Consider the following 22,242-nt stretch of genomic DNA (forward strand, 5'->3'; position numbering starts at 1 on the left):
GACGATGACGACCCCGACAGGCGCCCCGACGACGCCCGCGCAGGCTCACGAGGCGGCCCGCGCCGCCGCGGCGGCCGCACCCCTCCTCGCGGACCTCCCGCCGTCGACGCGGGCCGACGCGCTGCGCGCCGTCGCCGAGGTGCTCGGCGCGCACGAGGACGAGCTGGTCGCGCTCGCCGCGGCCGAGACCCGGCTGGTCGAGGCCCGGCTGCGCGGCGAGCTCAAACGCACCCGCGTGCAGCTGCGCCTGTTCGCCCGGGTGGTCGAGTCCGGCGCCTACCTCGACGTCCGGCTCGACGCCGCCGACCCCGACTTCGTGCTCGGCCCGCGCCCCGACCTGCGCCGCACCCTGTGGCCGGTCGGGCCCGTGCTCGTCTTCGCGGCGAGCAACTTCCCGTTCGCGTTCTCCGTGCCCGGCGGCGACACCGCGGCCGCGCTCGCCGCCGGCTGCCCCGTGATCGTCAAGGCGCACCCCGGGCACGTCGAGCTGTCCCGCCGGGTCGCCGACCTCATGGCCGAGGCCCTCGCGGGCGCCGGGCTGCCGGACGGCACGTTCGCCCTGGTCGAGGGCGACGACGCCGGTCGCGACCTGCTGGCGCACCCCGCGGTCCGGGCTGCCGCGTTCACCGGCTCCACGCGCGTGGGCCGGCTGCTCGCCGACGCCGCGGCGTCGCGCCCCGACCCGATCCCGTTCTACGGCGAGCTCGGCTCGCTCAACCCGGTGCTCGTGCGTCCCGCCGCCCTCGCCGACCGCGGCGCGGAGATCGCCCGGGGGTGGGTCGGGTCGGTGAGCGGCTCGGCCGGCCAGCTCTGCACCAAGCCCGGCTTCCTGCTCGTCCCCGAGGGGCACGACCTCGGGCACGTCGTCGCCGAGGCGGCCGCCGCGGTGCCCGAGCACGCCCTCCTCAACCCCCGCGTGGGCGCGGGGTACGTCGCCGGGCGCGCCGCCGTCCTGGGCACCCCCGGCGTCGTCGTCCTGGCCGAGGGACACGCGCGGACGGGGGAGGACGGCGTCGTGCGCGCGACGCCGACGCTCGTCCAGACCGACCTCGCCACGCTGCGCGAGCACCGTGACACCGTGCTGGAGGAGGTGTTCGGGCCGTTCGGCGTGCTCGTCACCTACCCCGAGGGCACCGACCTGGGGGCGGTCGTGGCGGAGCTCTTCCCCGGCGAGCTCACCGCGACCGTGCACCGCGGGCCGGGCGAGGGGGCCGAGGTGGCCGGGCTGCTGGCCACCCTGGGCCGGCACGCGGGGCGGGTGCTCGTCGACGGCTGGCCCACCGGCGTCGCCGTCACGCCGGCGATGCAGCACGGCGGCCCGTGGCCGGCCACGACGAGCGACGCGACGTCCGTCGGCACCGCGGCCATCGGCCGGTTCCTGCGCGGCGTCACGTTCCAGGACGCCCCCCAGGACGCGCTGCCCGCGCCGTTGCAGGACGGTAACCCGTGGGGGGTGCCGCAGGCGCGGTCGGGTGTGGCAGAGTCGGCGCACTGGTAGGCAGCGAGGCCACGACCAGGCGCTTCACGGGAGGTCCGACCACGTGCTCATCGCCGAAGAGCTGCTGCTCCTGGCCCACGACGACCTGCGCACCGGGCCGTCCGTGTTCGACGACGCCCCCTACCGGCTCGCCGGCGCGCTCCTCGTCGAGCTGGTGATCGCGGGCCGGGTCGCGCTGCCCCCGGCGCCGGGCGACGACGGACCGGTCCTGGTCCTCGACCGCGCGCCGACCGGGCGCCGGGAGCTCGACGACGTCCTCGACGTCGCGGCCTCGACGCCCCGGCGCGCGACGGAGCTCGTCGACGTGCTGGCGCGCCGCGTCGAGCGGCCGCTGCTGGACGGGCTCGTCGCCCAGGGCCTGCTCCGGCGCGAGGACCGGGCCGTCTGGGGCGTGCTCCGGAGCACCCGGTGGCGCACGGTGGACGGGCCGGCCGTCGCCGCACTGCGCCGTCGCGTGCACGGCGTCCTGCTCGACGGCGCCGCACCCGGCGACCGCACCGCTGCGCTCCTCACGCTCGCCGAGGGCTCCGGCTGGCTCCGGCCCCGCGTCCCGCGCGACCGCCGCCGCGAGGCCGACGCCCGGATGCGCGAGCTGGCGGCCACGTGGTGGCGCGGGAGCGCGGTCCGGGAGGCGGCCGGGGCGGTCGCCGCGGCCGTCGTGGGCGTCGTGAGCGCCGCGACGCTGGTGCTGCCCGCCGCGACCTGACGCGAGCTCGCGGGGGTCACGCGCCGGTCAGGCGTCGTCGTCCAGCCGCCCGAGCAGGTCGACGGCGGCGCGCGCGTACTCGCCGATCCACCGGTCGTGGAGGCGCTTGATGGGCAGCGGCGCGAGCGCGAGGTGGCGCTCGCGCCCGACCTTCCGGCCGGTGACGAGCTCCGCCCGCTCGAGCACGCGCAGGTGCTGCAGCACGGTGGTGCGGTCGAGCCGGGGGAACAGCGCGCACAGCTCGCCGGTGGTGCGGGTGGACTCCTTGAGCGCGTCCAGCATGCGCCGGCGCACCGGTGCCGCGAGGGCCTTGAACACGGCGTCGTCGTCGGCGGGGTCGTCGTCATCCCTGGGCGCCGAAGAGTTCATGTGATAAAAATACAACATGAACGAGAAGCAGGCACTCTCCGAGCTCACCTTCACGGTCTCGGGCCGCGTCTCGCGACCCTGCCGTGACGTCTACGAGGCCATCGCGGACCCCGCACAGCTGTCGCAGTACTTCACGACCGGCGGCGCCCGCGGGCGCCTGGAGCCCGGGGCCGACGTGTCCTGGGACTTCGCCGACTTCCCCGGCCGCTTCCCCGTCACGGTGGTGGAGGCCGCGCCGCCCCGCCGGATCGTCATCCGGTGGGAGGGCAAGGACACCGCCGACGGGTCGGGGTCGACCACGACCACGTTCGAGCTCGAGCCGCTCGACGACGACACCCGCACCCTCGTCACCATCACCGAGTCGTCCTGGGCCCTCACGGCCGGCGGCGCCACGAGCGCGTTCGGCAACTGCGAGGGCTGGACCGGCATGCTCGCCGCGCTCAAGGCGTGGGTCGAGCACGACATCAACCTCCGCGAGGGCTTCTACCGCTGACGCGCGGCGGGCCCGGTGCGCCGGGCGCCGGGCCCGCCGCGCGTGGTCAGGAGCCGGCCTCGATCGCCGTGGGGGCGGCGGAGTGGGTCACCTCGATGCGGCGGGGCTTGGCGTCCTCGGCGACGGGGATGGTCAGCGTGAGCACTCCGTCGGCATAGGACGCCGAGATCTGGTCCAGCGCCAGCCCGCGACCGAGCGTGAGCTGCCGGGCGACGGTACCGGTGGCGCGCTCCCGCAGCAGCCACTGCCCTTCGGCGGAGCGCGGCGTGCGCTCTGCCCGGATCGTCAGCGTCCGGTCCTCGCAGGAGACGTCGATGCTGCCGGGGTCGATCCCGGGCAGGTCGACCGCCAGGACGAAGTGGTCGCCCTCGCGGAACAGGTCCATCGGCATGCCTGGAGCGCTCCGACCGTTCAGGGCGAGCGAGCCGAACAGCCGGTCCATCTCCTGGAACGGGTCTCGGTAGGTAGCCATCGCGCATCACCTCCTCGTCATGAGGCCGCGCCCGCGGCCTCGGTCGCGAGACGGCGGGCCGGGCCCTCCGGCGTCCGCCGTGGCTACACCTGGTGTTTTAGCACTCGCCGAAGGAGAGTGCCAGATCCTGGTGATCGCCGTCGGCGAACGCCGGGGCCCGCACCGGTCAGACGGTGCGGCGCACCTCGTCGAGGAACTTGCGGGTGTGCTCGCGCAGGGCGGCGACGCGCCGCTCGACGATCGCCTCGCGGACGCCGGGGTCGTCGCGCCCCGCTTCGGCGAGGGTGGGACGACGGCGCGCGTTGCGGGAGCAGCGGAAGTCGCCGCAGACGAGCGTGCCGATGGTGTCGCCCTTGCGGCCGGCGGCGCCGCCGCGCTTGGCGACGAAGAGCTGCACGTCGCGGGTCTCGACGACGTCCTCGCACCACGCGCACATGGCGGCGCGGCGCGGGCCGGTGCGCTCGGCGGCACGCAGGAGGACGCCGACGGGCTCGGCGTCCGGCTCGTCGTCGAGCGTCATGACGACGTACGCGGAGAGGGGCTGCTTGCGGTCGCGCCAGCCCAGGTAGTCGAGGCGGTCCCAGTCGACCTCGGCGAGGTCGGGGACGATCATGCGCTGGCGCTCGCTGCGGGTGGCGTTGACGAGGGAGGCGCGGAGCTGCTGCTCGGTGAGCGGGGTCATGGGGGATCGGCTTTCAGGTGAGCGGGGGTGGGCAGGACGAAGCCCCGCACCGCCTCACCTGCCGGCCCCCTCGGGGCTCAGACGGAGGCGGTGCCGGGGCAGGCGGGACCGCCCGAGCAGGCCTGGTGGCCCACCCCGCTCCCTGCGACGCCCGGCATCGCTGTCTCCTCGCTCGTGGAAAAGTCGTGGTCCGCTCGCGCCCCGAGGGCACGACCGGCCCTTCCATGGTGGCACGGGACCGTCGCCCGGGTCGACGTCTATTGCGTCACCCGGGCGACGGCGCCGGTCAGAGGGTCGAGCGGACCTCGCGGGCGGCGGCGACCAGGTGCGCCAGTGCCGGCTCGACCTCCGCGTACCGGCGGGTCTTGAGCCCGCAGTCCGGGTTGACCCACACCAGCGCGGGGTCGATCGCCTTGACGGCGAGCGCCAGCAGCTCGGTGACCTCGTCGGACGACGGCACGCGCGGGGAGTGGATGTCGTAGACGCCCGGCCCGATGCCGCGGGAGTACCCGGCGTCGGCGAGCTCCGGCACGATCTCCATCCGCGAGCGGGCGGCCTCCACGGAGGTGACGTCCGCGTCGAGGCCGTCGATCGCGCCGATCACCTCGCCGAACTCCGAGTAGCACAGGTGGGTGTGCACCTGCGTGGCCGGCGCGACGCCCGACGTCGCGAGCCGGAACGAGCCGACCGACCAGCGCAGGTACTCGTCCTGGTCCGCGCGGCGCAGCGGCAGCAGCTCGCGCAGGGCGGGCTCGTCCACCTGCACGATGCCGATCCCCGCCGCCTCGAGGTCCGCGATCTCGTCGCGCAGCGCCAGGCCCACCTGGTTGGCGGTGTCGCCGAGCGGCTGGTCGTCGCGGACGAACGACCACGCGAGGATCGTCAACGGGCCGGTGAGCATGCCCTTGACCGGCTTCTCGGTGAGCGACGCCGTGTACGCGGACCACTCGACCGTGATCGGCGCCGGGCGCTGCACGTCACCCCAGAGGATCGGCGGGCGCACGCAGCGCGACCCGTACGACTGCACCCAGCCGTTCGCCGTCACCGCGAAGCCGTCGAGCTGCTCGGCGAAGTACTGCACCATGTCGTTGCGCTCGGGCTCGCCGTGCACCAGCACGTCGAGGCCCAGCTCCTCCTGCAGCGTCACGACGCGCCCGATCTCCTCCCGCATCGCGGCGGAGTAGTCGGCGTCGGACAGCTCGCCCTGGGTCCACGCGGCCCGGGCCTTGCGGATCTCCGGGGTCTGCGGGAACGAGCCGATCGTCGTCGTGGGCAGCGGGGGCAGGTCGAGCCGCGCGGCCTGCGCGGCCGCCCGCTCCGCGTACGGGCCGCGGGCGAAGTCGGCGTCGGTGAGTGCCGCGGCCCGGTCGCGCACCGCGGGCACGACGACGCCCGCCGCCGTCGCGCGCGAGGCCACGGCCGCGGAGGACGCGTCGAGCGCGTCCGCGACGGACTGCCGGCCGTCCGCGAGGGCCACGGCCAGGGTCGCGACCTCGCCCACCTTCTGGTCGGCGAACGCGAGCCAGTCGCGCAGGCGCGGGTCGAGCGTGGTGCCCGCGGCCGTGACGTCGAAGACCTCGTCCTCGACGTCGTGCGGCACGTGCAGCAGCGACGTCGACGTGCCGACGGTGAGGGCCCCGGCGCCGAGGCCCCGCAGCGACTCGACGACGTCGAGCTTGGCGGCCAGGTCGGCCCGCCAGACGTTGTGCCCGTCGATCACGCCCGCGACGAGGGTCTTGCCCTCGAGGCCCGGCACCAGGCCGGCCGGCACGGCGCCCTTGACCAGGTCGATCGCGATCGCGTCGACGTCGGTCGCGGCGAGGAGCGCGAGGGCGTCCTCGTGCAGGCCGCCGAACGGCGCCGTCACGAGGATCGCGGGCCTCTCGCCCGCCGCGTCCTCAGAGGCGGTGTCGTCGGTGGCCGTCGCGAGGTCGGTCGCCAGGGTGCGGTACGCCGAGGCGATCGCCGCGTGCAGGCGCTCCGCGGGCACGTCGAGGGAGTCCGTGACGAGCGCGGGCTCGTCGAGCTGCACCCACGGCACGCCGACGGCGGCCAGCGCGCGCAGCAGGTCGGCGTACGCGGCGACGACGTCGTCGAGCCGGTCGAGCGGGTGGAACCCGTCGCCCGCCTCGTCGGCCGCCTTCGACAGGGCGAGGAACGTCACCGGGCCCACGAGCACCGGGCGCGTCGTGACGCCGGCCTCCTTGGCCTCGGCGTACTCGCGCACGATGCGGTGGTCGGCGAACGAGACCGGCGTCGTCTCGCTGATCTCCGGCACGAGGTAGTGGTAGTTCGTGTCGAACCACTTGGTCATCTCGAGCGGGGCGTCCTCGCCGCGGCCCCGGGCCACGGTGAAGTAGCCGTCGAGCTCGAGCGAGCCGTCCTCGTCGTCGAGCAGGTCGCGGAACCGCTCGGGAACGGCGCCCAGCAGCGCGACGACGTCGAGCACCTGGTCGTAGTAGGAGAACGACCCGGGCACGGAGCCGTCGTCGGGGTTCAGGCCGAGGTCGACGAGACGGCGGGCCGTCTCGCGGCGCAGCGTGCCGGCCGCGACCTCCAGGTCGACGGCGTCGGTGCGCCCGGCCCAGAACGACTCCACGGCCTTCTTGAGCTCGCGGCGGCGCCCGATGCGCGGGTAGCCGAGGATCGTGCCACCGGGAAATGCCGTGGCGGGGGTGGGGCTTGTCGGTGTGGTGGACATGAGCACTCCAGAGTTCGGGCTCCGCGCGTCAGACGGCGGGAGCCTGGGTCGGGATGCTCGGTACCCACGGCCTTCTGGCCAGGTCCGCGCCGTCCGACATGGCGTCGGCCGGCGCCGGTCCGCCGAGGTGGACACCCTCGAGCAGGTCCAGAGCGGGACGGTACTTGTTGAACGTGTACACGTGGATGCCGGGTGCGCCCGCGTCGAGCACGCGCTGTGCGAGCTCCACGGCGCGCGCGGTCCCGTAGGCGTGCTGGGCCTCCGGGTCCGGCAGGGCGTCGAGCGCGTCCAGCAGGTGCCGGGGCGCGCGGACGCCGGTGAGCTCCTCGACGCGACGGAGCCGGCGCGGCTCGGTCGTGGGCAGCTGCCCGGCGAGGATCGGGATCGTCACTCCGGCCGCGCGGGCCTCGGCGACGAAGTCGGTGTAGGAGCCGGCCTCGTAGAAGAGCTGCGTGATGGCGAAGCTCGCCCCCGCGTCCTGCTTCTCCTTGAGGCGCCGGACCTCCTGGGCCCGGGTGGTGCCCGCCTGCACGTTGCCGTCGACGAACGTCGCGACGGCGATCGTCATCGGGCGGGCGGCGCCGCGCAGCGCGGCCCCGGGGTCGGTCGCGCAGCGCCGGGCCTCGACCTCGCGCAGCAGGTGCACGAGCTCGATCGACGACGCGACGCCGTCGGCGGGCGGCGCCCAGTCCGGCTGGTCCTTCGGCGGGTCGCCCCGCAGGGCGAGGAACGCGCGGGTGCCGGCGTCGAGGAAGTCGTCGATGACGGCGGAGACGTCCTCCCGGTGCGCGCCCACGCAGGTCAGGTGGGCCACGGGCAGGACGGGCGTGCCCGCGAGCAGGGTGGACACGACCTGGCGTGCGGTCGCCCGGTCACCGCCGCCCGCGCCGTAGGTCACGGACACGAAGTCCGGGCGCGCGGCCACCAGCCGGCGCGCCGTCTCCCAGAACTTGGGGGCGGCGTCCGGCCGGCGCGGCGGCATGAGCTCGAACGAGACCGTCGGGCGTGCCGGCAGCGCCGGGTGAACTGCCGGCTGAGCTGCCGGGGTGGGCGAAAGGGATGCCTCTGCGACCATGCGTCACTCCATCGATCCTGGCGTGAGCACCTTCGTCCTCGGGAGGCTTCCGTCGGAGAACGGGTTGCTGCGGCGTCGTCGAGCCAGGACTCTCGGCCGCTCTGGATGGCTTGTCACGCGATCGTACGCAGCATCCGCGATACGGGCGAGGATGAGACCGCCTGCTGAGACGATCGCCGATGCGGATCGGGCGGGAACGCCCTGCTCAGGGCACCAGGACGACCTTGCCGCCCGCGCGCCCGCTCTCGACCAGCTCGTGCGCCCGCGGGGCGTCGGCCAGGGGCAGCACGGCGCCGACGGTGGTCGCCAGCTCGCCGCGGGCCAGGGCGTCGACGGCCTCGGCGAGCTCGCCGGCGTCGCGCTCGGACCGCCAGCTGGCCTGGACCCCGAGGTCCGCCGCGGCGTCGTCGGCGATGGTGACGATCCGGTCCGTGCCGCCGCGCAGCGCGATCGAGTCGGGGAGCACGCCCGCGCCGGTGGTGTCGAGGACGGCGTCCACGCCGTCGGGGGCGAGGGCGCGCACCCGTTCCACGAGCCCGGCGCCGTAGGTGGTGGGCGTCGCGCCGAGCGCGGCGACCCTGTCCTGGTTCCGCGGCGACGCCGTGCCGATCACGCGGGCGCCGCGGCGGACGGCGAGCTGGACGACCAGCGCGCCCACCGACCCGGACGCCCCGTGCACGAGCAGCGTCTCGCCCGGCCGGACGTCGAGGAGGCGCAGCACGCGGGTCGCGGTCTCGGCCGCGACGGGGACCGTGACGGCGTCGGTCGCGGCGAGCCCGTCGGGCACGCGCGCGAAGACCGACGTGAGGGCGAGCTCCGCGTACCCGCCGCCGACGGCGAACCCGACCACGCGGTCGCCGGGCGCGACGCCGGTCAGGCCCTCCCCGGCGGGTGGGCCGACCTGGTCGACGACCCCCGCCACCTCCAGGCCCGGCACGACGGGCGACGTCGGCGGCGGGCCGCCGGTCGTGCCGGCGCGGGACTTCACGTCCCAGCCGTTGACGGCCGCGGCCTCGACGCGCACGCGCACCTGGCCGGGCCCGGCCTGAGGGTCGGGGGCGTCGGCGAGATGCAGCACCTCGGGGCCGCCGTGGGATTCGAACACGATCGCGCGCACGCGCCCATCCTGGCGCGGCGGGCGCCGTCGCGCCCGCCCGCTCAGCAGCAGCGCGAGCCGGGGTTGCGGTCCTGGGCCGCGTAGTGCTCGCGCCAGAACTCGCGCTCGCCCATCGGCTCCCGGTCGGGGTGGGCCGCCCGCTCGTGCGCCACGTACGTCGCGTAGGCGCCCTCGCCCATCACCTGCCGCACGTACCAGCGCAGGTTCGTCCACCCCGCCGACGCCGCCCGGGCCAGTGCCCGGGCGGCGTCGCGCGCGGTGGCGCCGACGGTGCGGGCGTCAGTGGTGCCCGGCACCGCTGGTCTCCCGCAGTCCGGCGTCGACCCACTCCTTCTCGATCCGCTTCTCCTCGGCCGTCGCGAAGAGGTTCGCCGGGGCGAACCGCCGGGACGCGACGGGCGCGTCCTCGTGGTTCTCGCCGCCGCCGTCGCGGAACGCCTTGATCGTCACGACCACCGACGCGAGGATCACGACGATCGACAGCACCACGAACACGATCGACAGGGTGCCCTGCACGAAGGTGTTGCGGACCACGGCCTCCATCGCCGCGACGTCGGGGGCGGTGCCGAACGACGTCTCCCCGGCGGCGAGCGCGTCCTGGAACGCCCGGTGCTGCGCCCAGTACCCGACCTGGGGCACGTCCGAGAAGATCTTCTCGAACGACGCCCAGATGGTGATGAGCGCCGTGAAGGCGAGCGGCACGGCCACGATCCACAGCCACGCCCAGTAGGCGCGGCCGCGCTTGGCGACGATGGCGAGCACGACGGCGAGGGCGATCGCCGCGAGCAGCTGGTTCGCGATGCCGAACAGCGGGAAGAACGTGTTGATGCCGCCGAGCGGGTCGGTGACGCCGAGATAGAGGATCGTGCCCCAGCCCGCGACCATGATCGCGGTGCAGACCCAGACCCCTGGTCGCCAGCTCACGTCCTTGAACCGCGGGGCCATGTTCCCGATGGTGTCCTGCAGCATGAAGCGGGCCACGCGGGTGCCGGCGTCGACGGCGGTGAGGATGAACAGCGCCTCGAACATGATCGCGAAGTGGTACCAGAAGCCCATCATCGCGGTGCCGCCGACGAGCTGGTGCATGATCGTCGCCAGGCCGAGCGCGAGCGTCGGCGCGCCGCCGGTGCGGGACACGATCGACGGCTCGCCCACCTGGCTGGCCAGGGTGCTCAGGGTGTCGGGCGTGAGGTTGACGCCGGCGAGGCCGAGCGAGTTCACGAACGCGACCGCGCCCTCGATGGTGCCGCCCGTGGCCGCGGCCGACGAGTTCATCGCGAAGTACACGCCCCGGTCGATCGAGATCGCGGCGACCAGCGCCATGATCGCGACGAACGACTCCATGAGCATGCCGCCGTAGCCGATGAAGCGCGTCTGGCGCTCCTTCTCCACGAGCTTCGGCGTCGTGCCCGACGAGATGAGCGCGTGGAAGCCGGACAGGGCGCCGCACGCGATCGTCACGAAGAGGAACGGCCACAGGTTGCCGGCCACGACCGGGCCGGTCTCGGAGCCGGCGAACTCGCTGATCGCGGGCACCGAGATCTCGGGGCGCACGATGACGACGGCGCCCGCGAGGACCACGATGACGCCCACCTTCATGAAGGTGGACAGGTAGTCGCGCGGGGCGAGCAGCAGCCACACCGGCAGGACGGCGGCCACGAAGCCGTAGACGATGACGCCGACGGCGATCGTGGTGCGGTCGAGGGTGAACACGTCCGCGCCCCACGCCGTGTCGGCGACCATGCCGCCGCCGATGATCGCGGCGAGCAGCAGGACGAAGCCGATGAGGGAGACCTCGGTGATCTTGCCCGGGCGCAGGAACCGCAGGTAGACGCCCATGAACAGCGCGATCGGGATCGTCATCGAGACGCTGAACACGCCCCACGGGCTCTCGCCGAGGGCGTTGACGACCACGAGGGCCAGGATCGCCACGATGATGATCATGATGAGCAGGGACGCGACGATCGCGGCGACGCCGCCGATCCGCCCGAGCTCCTCGCGCGCCATCTGGCCGATGGTGCGGCCGCCGCGGCGCATGGAGAAGAACAGCACCGTGTAGTCCTGCACGGCGCCCGCGAGCACCACGCCGACGATGATCCAGATGGTGCCGGGCAGGTACCCCATCTGCGCGGCGAGGACCGGGCCCACCAGCGGGCCGGCGCCGGCGATGGCGGCGAAGTGGTGGCCGAACAGCACGCGGCGGTCGGTGGGGACGAAGTCCTTGCCGTCCTCCTGCGTCTCGGCGGGGGTGGCGCGCCGGTCGTCGGGGCGCGTGATGTACCGCTCGATGACCTTCGAGTAGAAGCGGTACCCGATGAGGTACGTGCACACCGACGCGAAGACGAACCAGATCGCGTTGATCGTCTCGCCGCGGACCAGCGCGATCATCACCCACGCGACGCCGCCGAGCAGCGCGATCGCCGCCCAGAGCGCGATCTTCGCGGGCGTCCAGCGGGGCTTGAGGTCCTCGGCCGGGACGGCCGTCGGGGGGAGCGCAGGGTCGGGGACGATGTCGTCCGTCGCCGTGGTGGCTCCGGGATCTGCTGACAAGGTGAGCCTCCAAGGCGTCGCGTCGTCGGGACCCGACACAGGATAGGGGGTGAAGAAAGGGTGACGGAACGCCCGGAACCTGGACGGTGCGGTGACGGCCGTGGTAACCGGCCCCCGGGCCCGCGGTGGAGCACGCGACGCCGTAGCCTGACGTGCATGGACACCGAAGAGCGCCTCGCCGTCTTCCTCGACTACGAGAACCTGGCGCTCGGCGCCCGCGACCACCTGGGCGGCATGCAGTTCGACTTCAAGCCGATCGCGGACGCGCTCGCGGTGCGCGGCCGGGTCGTGGTGCGCCGCGCCTACGCGGACTGGTCGTACTTCGACGAGGACCGGCGGATGCTGACCCGCCACCAGGTCGAGCTCATCGAGATGACGCAGCGCATGGGCGCGTCCCGCAAGAACGCCGCCGACATCAAGATGGTGGTGGACGCCATCGAGATGGCGTTCGAGCGCGAGTACATCACCACGTTCGTCATGTGCACGGGCGACTCCGACTTCTCCCCCCTCGTCCACAAGTTGCGCGAGCTCGACAAGAAGGTCATCGGCGTCGGCGTGGAGAACTCCACGTCCCGCCTGCTGCCGCCCGCGTGCGACGAGTTCCTCTTCTACGACCGGCTCGAGGGCGTCGACGTGCCCGACGAGTCCGAGGCGTCCGCGCCCAAGCGGTCCGGGCGCGGCGGCAAGGGGACCGGCCGGTCCGGCGGCGGCCGCGGTGGCCGGGCCAAGACCCCCGCCCCGGTCGAGGCCCCGGCGGAGGCGGCGGAGACCCCCGCTCCCGCCGAGGAGCCCGCGCCCGCGACGTCCGGCGCGACGTCGGGGACCCGCCGTCGCAAGAAGGCGCCCGCGGCCGAGGCCGCCGTCGAGCCCGCGGCCGAGCCCGTCGAGTCCGTGGTCGAGACGGACCTCGAGCAGGAGGACGCGGCGCCCGCGGGCGAGGACGCGACGATGGAGGTCCGGGTGGCGCAGACGCTCGCCGACCTGCAGGCCTCCACCAGCGGCTCCGTCACGGCGTCGATGCTCAAGCGCACGCTGGTGCGCAAGGACCCCACGTTCAGCGAGTCGGACTACGGCTTCCGCACGTTCGGCGAGTTCCTGCGCTTCCTGGCCGACCGCGACTTCGTCGTGCTGTCGGACGGCCCGTCGGCCGGCGACCCGGAGGTGGCGCTGCCCGCGCAGCAGGACACCGAGGGCGCGTTCGAGCTGCTGCGCCAGGTGGTGCGCGACGCCGGCGGCAGCGCGCCGCTGTCCGGGCTGAAGAACGAGGTGCGCAAGCGCCGCCCCGACTTCTCGGAGAAGGCGCTCGGCTACCGCGGGTTCCTGCAGTTCGCGAAGGGCGCCGCGGCCGCCGGCGCCGTCGCCCTCGCGTGGGACGACGACGCCGACGACTACCTGCTCACCGCGAGCTGAGCGCTCGCGGGGTCGGGCTCAGCGCTGGACGAACGCGAGCAGCGCCGCGTTGACCTCGTCCGCGTGCGTCCACAGCAGGCCGTGCGGCGCGCCCTCGACCTCGACGTACTCGGCGTCCGGCACGGCGGCGTGGAAGCGCCGGCCGGAGGCGTCGATCGGCAGGATGTTGTCCTTCGTGCCGTGCAGGATCAGCGTGGGCAGGCCCGCGGCGCGGACCGCCTCGACGTCGGGCCGGAAGTCCTCGATCCACGTGGGGACGACGGCGTACGCGGCGACGGGCGCCGAGCCCACGGCCGTGCTCCAGTTCGCCCGCACGACCTCCTCGGAGATCCGCGTGCCGAGGTTCTCGTCGAGGTTGTAGAAGTCCTTGTAGAACTGGGTGAACCAGGCGTAGCGGTCACCGCGGGCCGCGTCGACGATGCCGTCGAAGACGGACTGCGGCACGCCCTCGGGGTTGTCGTCGCGCTGCACGAGGAACGGCTCCAGCGAGGCGAGGAACGCGAGCTTGGCGACGCGCTCGTGGCCGTGGTTGCGCACGTACCGGGCGAGCTCGCCGGTGCCCATCGAGAAGCCGACGAGGATGACGTCGCGTAGGTCGAGCGTCGTCAGGACGGTGTCGAGGTCCTTCGCGAACGTGTCGTAGTCGTACCCCGAGCCGACCTTGCTGGACGCGCCGAACCCGCGGCGGTCGTAGGTGATCACGCGGTACCCGGCGGCGAGGAGCTCGCGGGTCTGCAGCTCCCAGCTGTGCCCGTCGAGCGGGTACCCGTGCACGAGGACGACCGGCTGCCCGGAGCCCTGGTCCTCGTAGTAGAGCTCGACGTCCGTGCTGTTCTCCTGCCCGACGGTGATGTAGCCCATGGTGATGCCCCTTCCGAAGGAGGGGAGAACGATCGTTCTCCCGCTGTTCGCTACAGTAGAGAACGATGGTTCTCTCCGCAAGGGGAGGGACGGCGACGAGAGGGTGAACGATGCTCGACGAGCAGGCAGCGCGGGACTCCGTGGTCGCCGCCGCCGACCGGCTGTTCTACGCGCGCGGCGTGCAGGCCGTGGGCATGGACGCCGTGCGCGCCGAGGCAGGGGTGTCGCTCAAGCGGATCTACGGGCTCTTCCAGTCGAAGGAGGACCTGGTGGTCGCCGTCCTCGCGCTGCGGACCAGGCAGTGGACGGAGGGCGTGGAGCGCGCGGCCGCCGGCGCGGCCACGCCGCGCGACCGGATCCTCAGCGTCTTCGACTTCCTCGACGCGTGGTTCCGGGAGGACGGGTTCCGGGGGTGCGCGTTCATCAACTCGTTCGGCGAGCTCGGCGCGACGTCGCCCCGCATCGCGGAGGCCGTGCGCGGGCACAAGGAGGCCTTCCGGGAGCACGTGCTGGGCCTCGTGCGCGAGGCCGGCCTGCCCGACGCCGTCGCGCTGCAGGTCGTGCTGCTCGCCGAGGGCGCCCAGACCACGGCCGCCATCACGCACGACGCCGCCGTCGCGCGCGAGGCGCGCCGCGCCGCCGCGTCGCTCCTCGCCGCCGAGGCGGCGCGAACGCCCTGATCACACGCCCGCGGGGGTGGCCTCGGCCGGGGCCGGCGGAGCAGGGGGCACAATGGTGCGGTGACCTATCGGTTCCTGCGCCTCGTCCTGTCGCTCCTGGTGTACGTGCTCCTGCGCCCCCAGGTGACGGGACTGCACAACATCCCGCGGCGCGGCCCGGTGATCCTCGCGAGCAACCACCTGTCGTTCATCGACTCGATCATCATCCCGCTCGTCGTGCCCCGGCACGTCACCTTCATCGCCAAGGCGGAGTACTGGACGGGCCGGGGCCTCAAGGGCCGGGTCTCGCGCTGGTTCTTCACCACGATGGGCCACATCCCGGTCGACCGCGAGGACCCGCGCGCCGGGCAGCGGTCGCTCGACGACGCGCTCGTCGTGCTCAAGCGCGGCGGCGCCTTCGGCATCTACCCCGAAGGCACGCGCTCCCGCGACGGCAAGCTGCACCAGGGGCACACCGGCGTCGCCTGGCTGGCGCTCGCCGGCTCGGCGCCCGTCGTCCCCGTGGCCCTGCGCGGCACCGACAAGGTGCAGCCCGTCGGTAAGCGGCTCCCGCGCCCGACGCGCGGCATCCAGGTGCACTTCGGCGCCCCGATCGACCCGTCGCGCCAGCTCACGGCCGGTGCCCGCCCGGCCCAGGTGCGTCGTGAGCTGACCGACCACGTGATGTCGTCCATCCACAAGATGAGCGGCCAGGAGCTCGCCGCGTGACCTCTCCCTCGCCGCACGGCGAGGAGGTGCAGCGCCTCTTCGACACGGTCCCCGGCTACTACGACCGGATGAACCGCCTCATGACGCTGGGGCGGCACGCGGCCTGGTGCCGCGACGTCACACGCCGGGCGCAGCTGCCCGCCGGCGGCTCGCTGCTCGACATCGCGACCGGCACCGGCGTCATCGCCCTCGAGGCGGCACGCCAGTACCCCGGCGCGACGATCCACGGCGTCGACTTCTCCGAGGGGATGCTGGAGGGCGCCCGCGCCAAGCCTGGCGCCGACGCCGTGAGCTGGCAGTTCGCCGACGCCAACGCCCTGCCCTACGACGACGAGTCGTTCGACGCCGTCACGCACGGCTACCTGCTGCGCAACGTCGAGGACGCCGAGCGCGTGCTCGCCGAGCAGCTGCGGGTGCTCCGGCCCGGCGGCCGTCTCGCGCTGCTGGAGACCTGCCCGCCGCGCGGCCTGCTGAAGTACCCGGTGGCGCTCGGGGTGAAGGTCGTGATCCCGCTGCTCGGGCAGCTCGTGGCGCGCGACAAGACGTCGTACACCTACCTCGAGGAGACCACCCTCGGGTTCATGTCCCCCGAGCAGGTCGCGTCGATCCTCTGGCGCCTCGGGTTCGACGACGTCACCTGGCGCCGCCGGTTCCTCGGCACCCACATGATCGTGAGCGCCCGCAAGCCGTAGCGACGTCGCGCGGTACCGTCGAAGGATGCGCTCCGCGCCCGACGGTGACGCCCGTCGCTCAGCACGACCGACTGGAGGCCGGGCGGTGCGCGGGGCGCGCACCGGGACGATCGCGCTCGCAGCGTTCGCCGACGCCGTCTGCGTGCTGGGGCTCGCGGTGGGCGGTGTCGCGGGTCCTGCTCCTCGCGCAGATCCCGTGGGCCCGCTGTCCGCGACATGGCCGTTCCTCGTCGCCGCGGCAGTCGGATGGTGCGTGTCTCGCGCCTGGCGGTCCCCGTGGCGCCTCTGGCCGACGGGCGTCGTGGTGTGGGGATGCACCTGGGCGCTCGGTGTCGTCCTTCGCGTCCTCGCCGACCGCGGCGTGTTCCCCACGTTCCAGATCGTGTCGTTCGGGTTCCTCGCCGTGACGATGCTCGGTTGGCGCGGCGTCGTCGCGATCGTCCGGATCCTGCGCCCCAGCCGTCCGCGAGTGATCGTCCAGATGGACGATCACGACGGACCGCCCCGCTGAGCCACGACCACGGGACGCCGGCCTCGTGGTGCCTGCCGTGCGAGCGTGGCAGGTGCGTCGTGCCTTCGGCGTCGTCGAGGCTGCTCCCTGCCGTGACCTCGCCGGTCGTCGTGGGTCCCCCGGCCGGGGGAGGCGCAGGGCTGGGCCGGTGGGCAGACTGGCGGGCATGACGGCGACGACGGGGAGCGGACGGCGCACGCTGCGCTGGGCGCTGACGCCCCTGACCAGCGCGTCCACGGTGCGGGCGGGCGTGTACCTCGTCATCGGCGGCGTGCTGGCGGGGGCGTACTTCGCGCTCGCCGCGGGGTTCGTGCAGATGTTCGCCGACCCGGCGACGCCGCGGGTCGCCGTCGGCGTGCTGGCGCTGGTCACCGCGGTCATCGTCGGCTCGCCGCCGTTCCTCGCGCCCGTGCGGGCGCTCGAGATCGCCGCCGTGCGCACGTTCCTCGACGTCGACGCGCGCACCCTGCCCGACCCGGTCGGGGCGCCCACCGTCGCGACGCGCTGGCGGGGTGCCGCCTGGTTCGCGCTGCACCTCGCGCTCGGCGCGCTCGTCACCGTGGGGCTGCTGGTCGCGGTGCCTCTCGCGACGCAGCTGGTGCTGTCCGCGTTCGGCATCGACCGGGCGTTCCTCGTGCAGATGGGACCCGCGCTCGCCGGCAACCCCGTCGGCTGGCTGGTGCTCGCCCTGCTCGCGCTCGTCGCGCTCCCGTACGGCACGGCGCTCGCCCGACGGCTGCTGCGGCAGTCGGCCGAGCCTCTGCTCGGCCCGGACCCGACCGCGCGGATCGCGGAGCTCGAGGCGCGTGCGGACCGGCTCGCCGAGCGGGGCCGCCTCGCCCGTGAGCTGCACGACTCCGTGGGGCACGCGCTGACGGTCACCACGCTCCAGGCGGCAGCCGCCGCCCGCCAGGTCGAGACGGACCCGGACGCCGCCCGCCGGTCGCTCGCCGCCATCGAGGAGGCCGGCCGGACCGCGATGGCGGACCTCGACCACGTGCTGGGCCTGCTGCGCGCGGGCGACGACGCGGCGTCGACCTCCTCCGACGCCGCGCGGCGCGCCCCCGCCCGGTCGCTGGACGACCTGCCCGCCCTGGTCGACGACGCGCGGCACGCGGGGGCGGACGTACGGCTCGACGTCGCCGACGGCGCGGCGGCCACGCTGCCTCGCGCGACGTCGCACGAGGCCTACCGCGTCGTGCAGGAGGCGCTGACCAACGCCGTCCGGCACGCCCCGGGCCGGCCCGTGACCGTCCGGGTGTCCGTCGTCGACGCCGCCCTCGACGTCGAGGTGACGAACCCGCTGCCCGACGTGCCGTCGTCCGCCCCGCCGTCGTCCGGCGGGGGCCGTGGTCTGCACGGCATGGCCGAGCGCGTCCGCCTGCTGCGCGGCGAGCTCGAGGCGGGACCAGGTGTCAGCGGCGTGTGGGTCGTCCGGGCCCGGTTCCCCCTCGGGTGAGCCGCTTGCCCGGGCGCCGCCGGCAGGATGCGGCAGGATCGTGCGGGTGACCCCACCCGAGAGCGTCGGCGCTGTCGTCCGTGTCGTCCTCGTCGACGACGAGCCGCTGGTGCGTGCGGGTCTGCGCGTGATCCTCGACGCGGAGCCCGGCCTGGAGGTCGTGGGGGAGGCGGGCGACGGGTCCGAGGTGCCGCAGGTGGTGGCCCAGGCCCGGCCCGACGTCGTGCTCATGGACGTGCGGATGCCGAAGGTGGACGGGATCGCGGCCACGCGCGCCGTCGTCGCGTCGGGGCGGCCGGACGCCCCGGCGCCGCGTGTGCTGGTGCTGACCACGTTCGAGAACGACGACTACGTGCTCGACGCGCTGCACGCCGGCGCCCAGGGCTTCCTGCTCAAGCGGGCCCGCCCGGAGGAGGTGGTGCACGCGGTGCGCGTCGTGGCCCGGGGGGACTCCCTGCTGTTCCCGGACGCCATCAGGCGCCTCGTCGCCGCCCATGGACCGGACACCTCCCAGGCCGACCGGCTCCAGTCCGTCGGTCTCACCGAGCGCGAGGCGGAGGTGCTGCGCCTCGTCGCCGCCGGGCTGTCGAACGCGGAGATCGCCCGCGAGCTGTACCTCGGGGTCGAGACCGTGCGCACGCACGTGGGCAACGTGCTCGCCAAGCTCGCCGTGCGCGACCGCACCCAGGCGGTCGTCCGCGCCTACGAGTCGGGGTTCGTGCCGATCGGTCGGGCCTGAGGCCGTCGTCGCCACCGGCGGAGCGCGACCGCGGCGAGGAGCGCGCCGCCCGCGGCCCCGATCGTGTTCGACAGCCAGTCGTTCGTGTCGCAGGACCGGCCGATCGCCGGGACCAGCGCCTGGACCACCTCGATCGTCGCGGACATGGCCGACCCCGCGAGCAGCGCGAGCGCAGGCCGGCGGAGCGCGACGGCCGCCAGGTAGGCCGGCGGGACGAACAGGACGACGTTCGCCATCAGCTCGACCCGGCCCGGCGTCGGCAGCGCCCAGCCCACGGTGCACCGCGCGAACAGCTCCCGATCGACGGGTGCCAACGTCAGCAGCGCGACCGGTACGAGGGACAACGCGGCCAGGACGGCGGCCAGCCGTGGTCGGTCCGCGAGCCACGGCCCGGCGAGCCATCCCGCGACCGCCAGGACGACCAGCGCCGCCGGGGACAGCCACGGGTGGGCGACGAGGACGGTCGAGATCACAGGCCCCAGTCTTCCCGTGCTCGCGTCGCCCGCGGGACCGCGTCCATGAGCACCGGGCAGGGCACCTCAGCGGAGCACGTCGGCCAGGTGGGCGCCGAGCTCCGTGCCGTCGGCACCGTGCACCAGCTTGGTGCCGGGGTCGGGCCGGCCGTGCGTGGGCCGGAGCCGGGCGCGCTCCACCCGTCGGATGGCGATCGCGACGACCCGTCCGGGCCAGCGAGCGGACGCGCGGACGTACACGTCCTCGTCGAGCTGGCCGGCGTCGCCCACCAGCAGCCAGCGCACCCGGGGGAACGTGGCCATGAGCCGGTCGAGGCTGTCGCCCTTGTGCTGCGGGCCGCTGCGGAACCAGCCCGTCTGTGTCGGCCCCCAGTCGGTGAGCAGCAGCGGGCCGGGCGGGAAGCCGTGCCGGTCGAGGAACCCGGCCAGCGTGTCGGCGGTGTTCCACGCGCCGTTGGAGAGATAGACGAACGGCGCGTCCGGGTGGTCCGCGGCGATCCGCCGGTACAGCTCGGGCATCCCCGGCACGGGGCGGCGGGCGCTCGGGCGGCGGACGAAGGTGTTCCAGGCCGCGAGGAGGGGGCGGGGGACCGCGGTGATCATCGTCGTGTCGTCGATGTCGCTCACGACGCCGAACGTCGTGGCGTCGCCCACGACGTCCACGGCGGCGGCCGAGGTGGCCGCCGTGCGGACGGCCGTGAGCGTCGCCTCGTGCCGCCCGGGTGCCAGGAGCGCGTCGTCCGGCAGCGTCACCTCGACGTCCACGTACCCGGCCCGGTCGGTCGTCACGTCGACGGACACGCCGCCCAGCGTGACCCGCACCGCCTCCCGAGGGGCCGGCAGCGTCAGATAGGCCCACGCGCCGCGGCGTTGGGCGTGCCGCAGCGCCGCCAGGGGCCCCGAGGCGTGTGACGGCGGCACCAGCAGCACGCGGGCCAGCACGCGGACCCGTCGTGGCGAGCCGTACCCGGTGAACGGGACCAGGCGTGGCACCCAGCCGTGACGGCGCAGGAACGCCCCCGCCACGGTGCACCACCAGTCCTCGACCACCGCGGCGACGTGCGGTCGCTGCGTCGGCCTGTCGACGGGGTGCTGCGTGGCGGGGGCGTGCGCGTCGGGCATGTCCCGATCGTCCCTGCTACTGGCCTCCCATGCCCGTCGTCGCCACGCCCTGCACGATGCGGCGCTGGAAGAGCATGAACACGACGAGCAGCGGCAGGGCGGCGATCATCGCCGACGCCATGTTCTGCGCGTACTGGACGCCGTAGGCGTTCTTCACGGTCGACAGCCCCACCGGCAGGGTCATGAACTGCGGGTCGGTCGTGACGATGAACGGCCACAGGAAGTTGTTCCACGCGCCGATGAACACGAAGATCGCGACGGCCACGAGGATCGACTTCGACAGCGGCAGCACGATCGTCCAGAAGAGTCGCCACGTCCCGGCGCCGTCGATGCGCGCGGCATCGAGGAGCTCGGCGGGGATGGCGTCGAAGAAGCGCTTGAGGATGAACACCATCACCGGGGCCACCACCTGCGGCAGCACGATGCCGGCGAAGGTGTCGACCAGGCCCATCGCCTGCATCTGCTTGAAGAGCGGCACGATGAGGATCTGGCCGGGCATCATGATCGACGCGACCGTGAGGAACTGCAGCAGGCCACGGCCCTTGAAGAGCGTCTGCGAGAAGGCGAACGCCGCCATCGCCGAGATCAGGACGGTCAGCGCGGTCACGAGGACGGCGACGACCAGGCTGTTCCACATCCAGCCCAGCAGCTCGCTGTTGCCGAGCACCTGCCGGTAGGCGTCGAGGGTCCAGCCCTGCGTGGGCCACCACGACGCGGGCAGCGCGGCCTCGGCCTCGTGCTTGAAGCTGGTGACGGCGCCCCACGCGAGCGGGAGCAGCCACAACACCGCCATGACGACGAGCGCGGCGAGCGCGGCGGCCCGCACCCACGGGGACGGCCCGATCGTGAGCTTGGTGAGGGTGCGGTTCTCGGCCCTCGCCTGCTGCGCGGCCGACCGGCGTGCGGCGACCAGCGTGGAGACGGACCCCGGGGCGTGCTCGGTGACGGCCATGTCAGACCTCCTTCTTCGTCGGCAGGAGCCGGACCAGCGTGAACACGAGGATCAGGGCGAAGAACACGTAGGAGATGGCCGAGGCGTACCCGAGCCGATAGTTCGTGAAGCCCGTGTCGTAGACGTACTCGAGGATGGGCCGCGTGCTGCCGTTCGGACCGCCCGCGGTGAGCAGGTAGATCTGGTCGAACACCTTGAGCGACGCGAGCAGCTGCAGCACGACGATCACCCCGGTGATGGTCTTCAGCTGCGGCAGGGTGATGGCGAAGAGGCGTCGCCAGCCACCGGCGCCGTCGATCGTCGCCGCCTCGTACTGCTGCTGGGGGATGCCCTGCAGCGCGGCCAGGTAGAGGAGGAAGTTGAACCCGACGGTCCACCACACGGTGACGAGCGCGATGGAGAACATGGCGACGTTCTCGTCGGTGAGCCAGCCGATCGGCCCGAGGCCGAGCTTGGCGAGCCACACGTCGAGCAGGCCGATCTCCGGCTGGAAGAGCCAGCTCGCCAGGGACGACACGACGGCGCTGGTCAGCAGGAACGGGGCGAAGAACGACATCCGCCACACCCACTGGCCGGGCAGGCCGGTGTGCACCAGCAGGGCCATGACAAGCGCGACCACGATGAGCGGCACGGTGCTGAGCACCGTGAACCACACGGTGTGCCACAGGGTCGTCCACACCTGCGGGTCGCTGAACGCCTCGACGTAGTTGTCGAAGCCGATGAAGGAGCTCCCCGTGGCGGTGAGGCTCTGGTCGGTGAAGCTCATCCACAGGCCGTAGATCGTCGGCCACAGGAGGAAGAGCCCGGTCGCCGCCGCGAACGGCGCGACGAACAGGTAGCCGGACCGGTCGCGGGCGCGCAACGACGTGCGCGTGGACCGGGTCGTGCCGGCGGTGCGGGGCCCTGCGCTGCGCCGGGAGGGGCGCGCGACCGGGGCGCTCAGTGACGTGCTGGAGGCGGTCATCGTCGTCC

General features: G+C 74.0%; 23 protein-coding genes and 1 riboswitch. Of the genes, 10 read left to right on the plus strand and 13 right to left on the minus strand.

Annotation, left to right across the window (positions count from 1 at the left end):
* Positions 1-4: 4 nt before the first annotated feature.
* Positions 5-1,498, plus strand: coding sequence for an aldehyde dehydrogenase (NADP(+)) (locus ACFQ8T_RS02230; protein WP_430544926.1), 1,494 nt, complete (start codon positions 5-7; stop codon positions 1,496-1,498).
* Positions 1,499-1,541: 43 nt separating this feature from the next.
* Complete coding sequence (locus ACFQ8T_RS02235) at positions 1,542-2,204, plus strand: GPP34 family phosphoprotein (protein ID WP_430544927.1); 663 nt, start codon at positions 1,542-1,544, stop codon at positions 2,202-2,204.
* Positions 2,205-2,231: 27 nt separating this feature from the next.
* Here ACFQ8T_RS02235 and ACFQ8T_RS02240 read toward each other — a convergent pair whose 3' ends face one another.
* On the minus strand, positions 2,232-2,573 hold the full coding sequence (locus ACFQ8T_RS02240; protein ID WP_430544928.1) for an ArsR/SmtB family transcription factor: 342 nt from the start codon (positions 2,571-2,573) through the stop codon (positions 2,232-2,234).
* Positions 2,574-2,589: 16 nt separating this feature from the next.
* Between ACFQ8T_RS02240 and ACFQ8T_RS02245 the strand changes: the two genes are divergently transcribed.
* Positions 2,590-3,066 (plus strand): SRPBCC domain-containing protein, encoded by a 477-nt coding sequence (locus ACFQ8T_RS02245; RefSeq protein WP_430544929.1) that lies wholly within the window; start codon positions 2,590-2,592, stop codon positions 3,064-3,066.
* Positions 3,067-3,112: 46 nt separating this feature from the next.
* Here ACFQ8T_RS02245 and ACFQ8T_RS02250 read toward each other — a convergent pair whose 3' ends face one another.
* The 7 genes from ACFQ8T_RS02250 to ACFQ8T_RS02280 all read right to left on the minus strand — a co-directional run bounded on the left by ACFQ8T_RS02250 (position 3,113) and on the right by ACFQ8T_RS02280 (position 11,663).
* On the minus strand, positions 3,113-3,538 hold the full coding sequence (locus ACFQ8T_RS02250) for an Hsp20/alpha crystallin family protein (RefSeq protein WP_430544930.1): 426 nt from the start codon (positions 3,536-3,538) through the stop codon (positions 3,113-3,115).
* A gap of 166 nt (positions 3,539-3,704) precedes the next feature.
* Entirely contained in the window at positions 3,705-4,220 is a 516-nt protein-coding gene (locus ACFQ8T_RS02255; protein ID WP_430544931.1) for an FBP domain-containing protein, read from the minus strand.
* Between the two features lie 286 nt (positions 4,221-4,506).
* A complete protein-coding gene (gene metE / locus ACFQ8T_RS02260; protein ID WP_430544932.1) occupies positions 4,507-6,921 on the minus strand; it encodes a 5-methyltetrahydropteroyltriglutamate--homocysteine S-methyltransferase in 2,415 nt (804 codons plus the stop codon).
* Between the two features lie 28 nt (positions 6,922-6,949).
* Complete coding sequence (locus ACFQ8T_RS02265) at positions 6,950-7,996, minus strand: methylenetetrahydrofolate reductase (RefSeq protein WP_430544933.1); 1,047 nt, start codon at positions 7,994-7,996, stop codon at positions 6,950-6,952.
* A gap of 5 nt (positions 7,997-8,001) precedes the next feature.
* A riboswitch (SAM riboswitch) is annotated at positions 8,002-8,108 on the minus strand.
* Positions 8,109-8,201: 93 nt separating this feature from the next.
* The gene (locus ACFQ8T_RS02270) at positions 8,202-9,113 is read right to left on the minus strand and encodes an NADP-dependent oxidoreductase (protein ID WP_430544934.1); all 912 of its coding nucleotides are present in this window, start codon (positions 9,111-9,113) and stop codon (positions 8,202-8,204) included.
* A gap of 41 nt (positions 9,114-9,154) precedes the next feature.
* On the minus strand, positions 9,155-9,409 hold the full coding sequence (locus tag ACFQ8T_RS02275; RefSeq protein ID WP_430544935.1) for a YbdD/YjiX family protein: 255 nt from the start codon (positions 9,407-9,409) through the stop codon (positions 9,155-9,157).
* Positions 9,393-11,663 (minus strand): carbon starvation CstA family protein, encoded by a 2,271-nt coding sequence (locus ACFQ8T_RS02280; RefSeq protein WP_430544936.1) that lies wholly within the window; start codon positions 11,661-11,663, stop codon positions 9,393-9,395. The genes ACFQ8T_RS02275 and ACFQ8T_RS02280 overlap by 17 nt, the downstream gene beginning before the upstream one ends.
* Positions 11,664-11,819: 156 nt before the next feature.
* On the opposite strand from ACFQ8T_RS02280, the gene ACFQ8T_RS02285 reads away from it, so the two are divergent.
* Positions 11,820-13,073, plus strand: coding sequence for an NYN domain-containing protein (locus ACFQ8T_RS02285; protein ID WP_430544937.1), 1,254 nt, complete (start codon positions 11,820-11,822; stop codon positions 13,071-13,073).
* 18 nt (positions 13,074-13,091) lie between these two features.
* Here ACFQ8T_RS02285 and ACFQ8T_RS02290 read toward each other — a convergent pair whose 3' ends face one another.
* Positions 13,092-13,934 carry an alpha/beta fold hydrolase gene (locus ACFQ8T_RS02290; RefSeq protein ID WP_429762717.1) on the minus strand — a complete coding sequence of 281 codons (843 nt, stop codon included), beginning with the start codon at positions 13,932-13,934 and terminating at the stop codon, positions 13,092-13,094.
* A 110-nt stretch (positions 13,935-14,044) separates the two neighbouring features.
* On the opposite strand from ACFQ8T_RS02290, the gene ACFQ8T_RS02295 reads away from it, so the two are divergent.
* From ACFQ8T_RS02295 to ACFQ8T_RS02320, 6 genes are all read left to right on the plus strand, one after another.
* Positions 14,045-14,614: a TetR/AcrR family transcriptional regulator gene (locus ACFQ8T_RS02295; RefSeq protein WP_430544938.1), complete on the plus strand. Its 570-nt coding sequence runs from the start codon at positions 14,045-14,047 to the stop codon at positions 14,612-14,614.
* Positions 14,615-14,674: 60 nt separating this feature from the next.
* Complete coding sequence (locus ACFQ8T_RS02300; protein ID WP_429762715.1) at positions 14,675-15,322, plus strand: lysophospholipid acyltransferase family protein; 648 nt, start codon at positions 14,675-14,677, stop codon at positions 15,320-15,322.
* Positions 15,319-16,014 (plus strand): ubiquinone/menaquinone biosynthesis methyltransferase, encoded by a 696-nt coding sequence (locus ACFQ8T_RS02305; protein WP_430544939.1) that lies wholly within the window; start codon positions 15,319-15,321, stop codon positions 16,012-16,014. The genes ACFQ8T_RS02300 and ACFQ8T_RS02305 overlap by 4 nt, the downstream gene beginning before the upstream one ends.
* 25 nt (positions 16,015-16,039) lie before the next feature.
* On the plus strand, positions 16,040-16,525 hold the full coding sequence (locus ACFQ8T_RS02310) for a DUF3054 domain-containing protein (RefSeq protein WP_430544940.1): 486 nt from the start codon (positions 16,040-16,042) through the stop codon (positions 16,523-16,525).
* Between the two features lie 166 nt (positions 16,526-16,691).
* The gene (locus ACFQ8T_RS02315) at positions 16,692-17,984 is read left to right on the plus strand and encodes a sensor histidine kinase (protein ID WP_430544941.1); all 1,293 of its coding nucleotides are present in this window, start codon (positions 16,692-16,694) and stop codon (positions 17,982-17,984) included.
* A gap of 46 nt (positions 17,985-18,030) precedes the next feature.
* Positions 18,031-18,723: a response regulator gene (locus ACFQ8T_RS02320; RefSeq protein WP_430544942.1), complete on the plus strand. Its 693-nt coding sequence runs from the start codon at positions 18,031-18,033 to the stop codon at positions 18,721-18,723.
* Here ACFQ8T_RS02320 and ACFQ8T_RS02325 read toward each other — a convergent pair.
* From ACFQ8T_RS02325 to ACFQ8T_RS02340, 4 genes are all read right to left on the minus strand, one after another.
* Entirely contained in the window at positions 18,687-19,196 is a 510-nt protein-coding gene (locus tag ACFQ8T_RS02325; RefSeq protein ID WP_430544943.1) for a VanZ family protein, read from the minus strand. The two genes, ACFQ8T_RS02320 and ACFQ8T_RS02325, sit on opposite strands and share 37 nt — an antisense overlap.
* 66 nt (positions 19,197-19,262) lie before the next feature.
* Entirely contained in the window at positions 19,263-20,318 is a 1,056-nt protein-coding gene (locus ACFQ8T_RS02330) for an App1 family protein (RefSeq protein WP_430544944.1), read from the minus strand.
* A 16-nt stretch (positions 20,319-20,334) separates the two neighbouring features.
* Positions 20,335-21,270 (minus strand): carbohydrate ABC transporter permease, encoded by a 936-nt coding sequence (locus ACFQ8T_RS02335; RefSeq protein WP_430544945.1) that lies wholly within the window; start codon positions 21,268-21,270, stop codon positions 20,335-20,337.
* A gap of 1 nt (position 21,271) precedes the next feature.
* Entirely contained in the window at positions 21,272-22,234 is a 963-nt protein-coding gene (locus ACFQ8T_RS02340; protein ID WP_430544946.1) for a carbohydrate ABC transporter permease, read from the minus strand.
* Positions 22,235-22,242 lie beyond the last annotated feature (8 nt).

This window comes from Isoptericola sp. NPDC056618, from assembly GCF_042792715.1.
GTDB classification, from domain to species: Bacteria; Actinomycetota; Actinomycetes; order Actinomycetales; family Cellulomonadaceae; genus Isoptericola; species Isoptericola nanjingensis.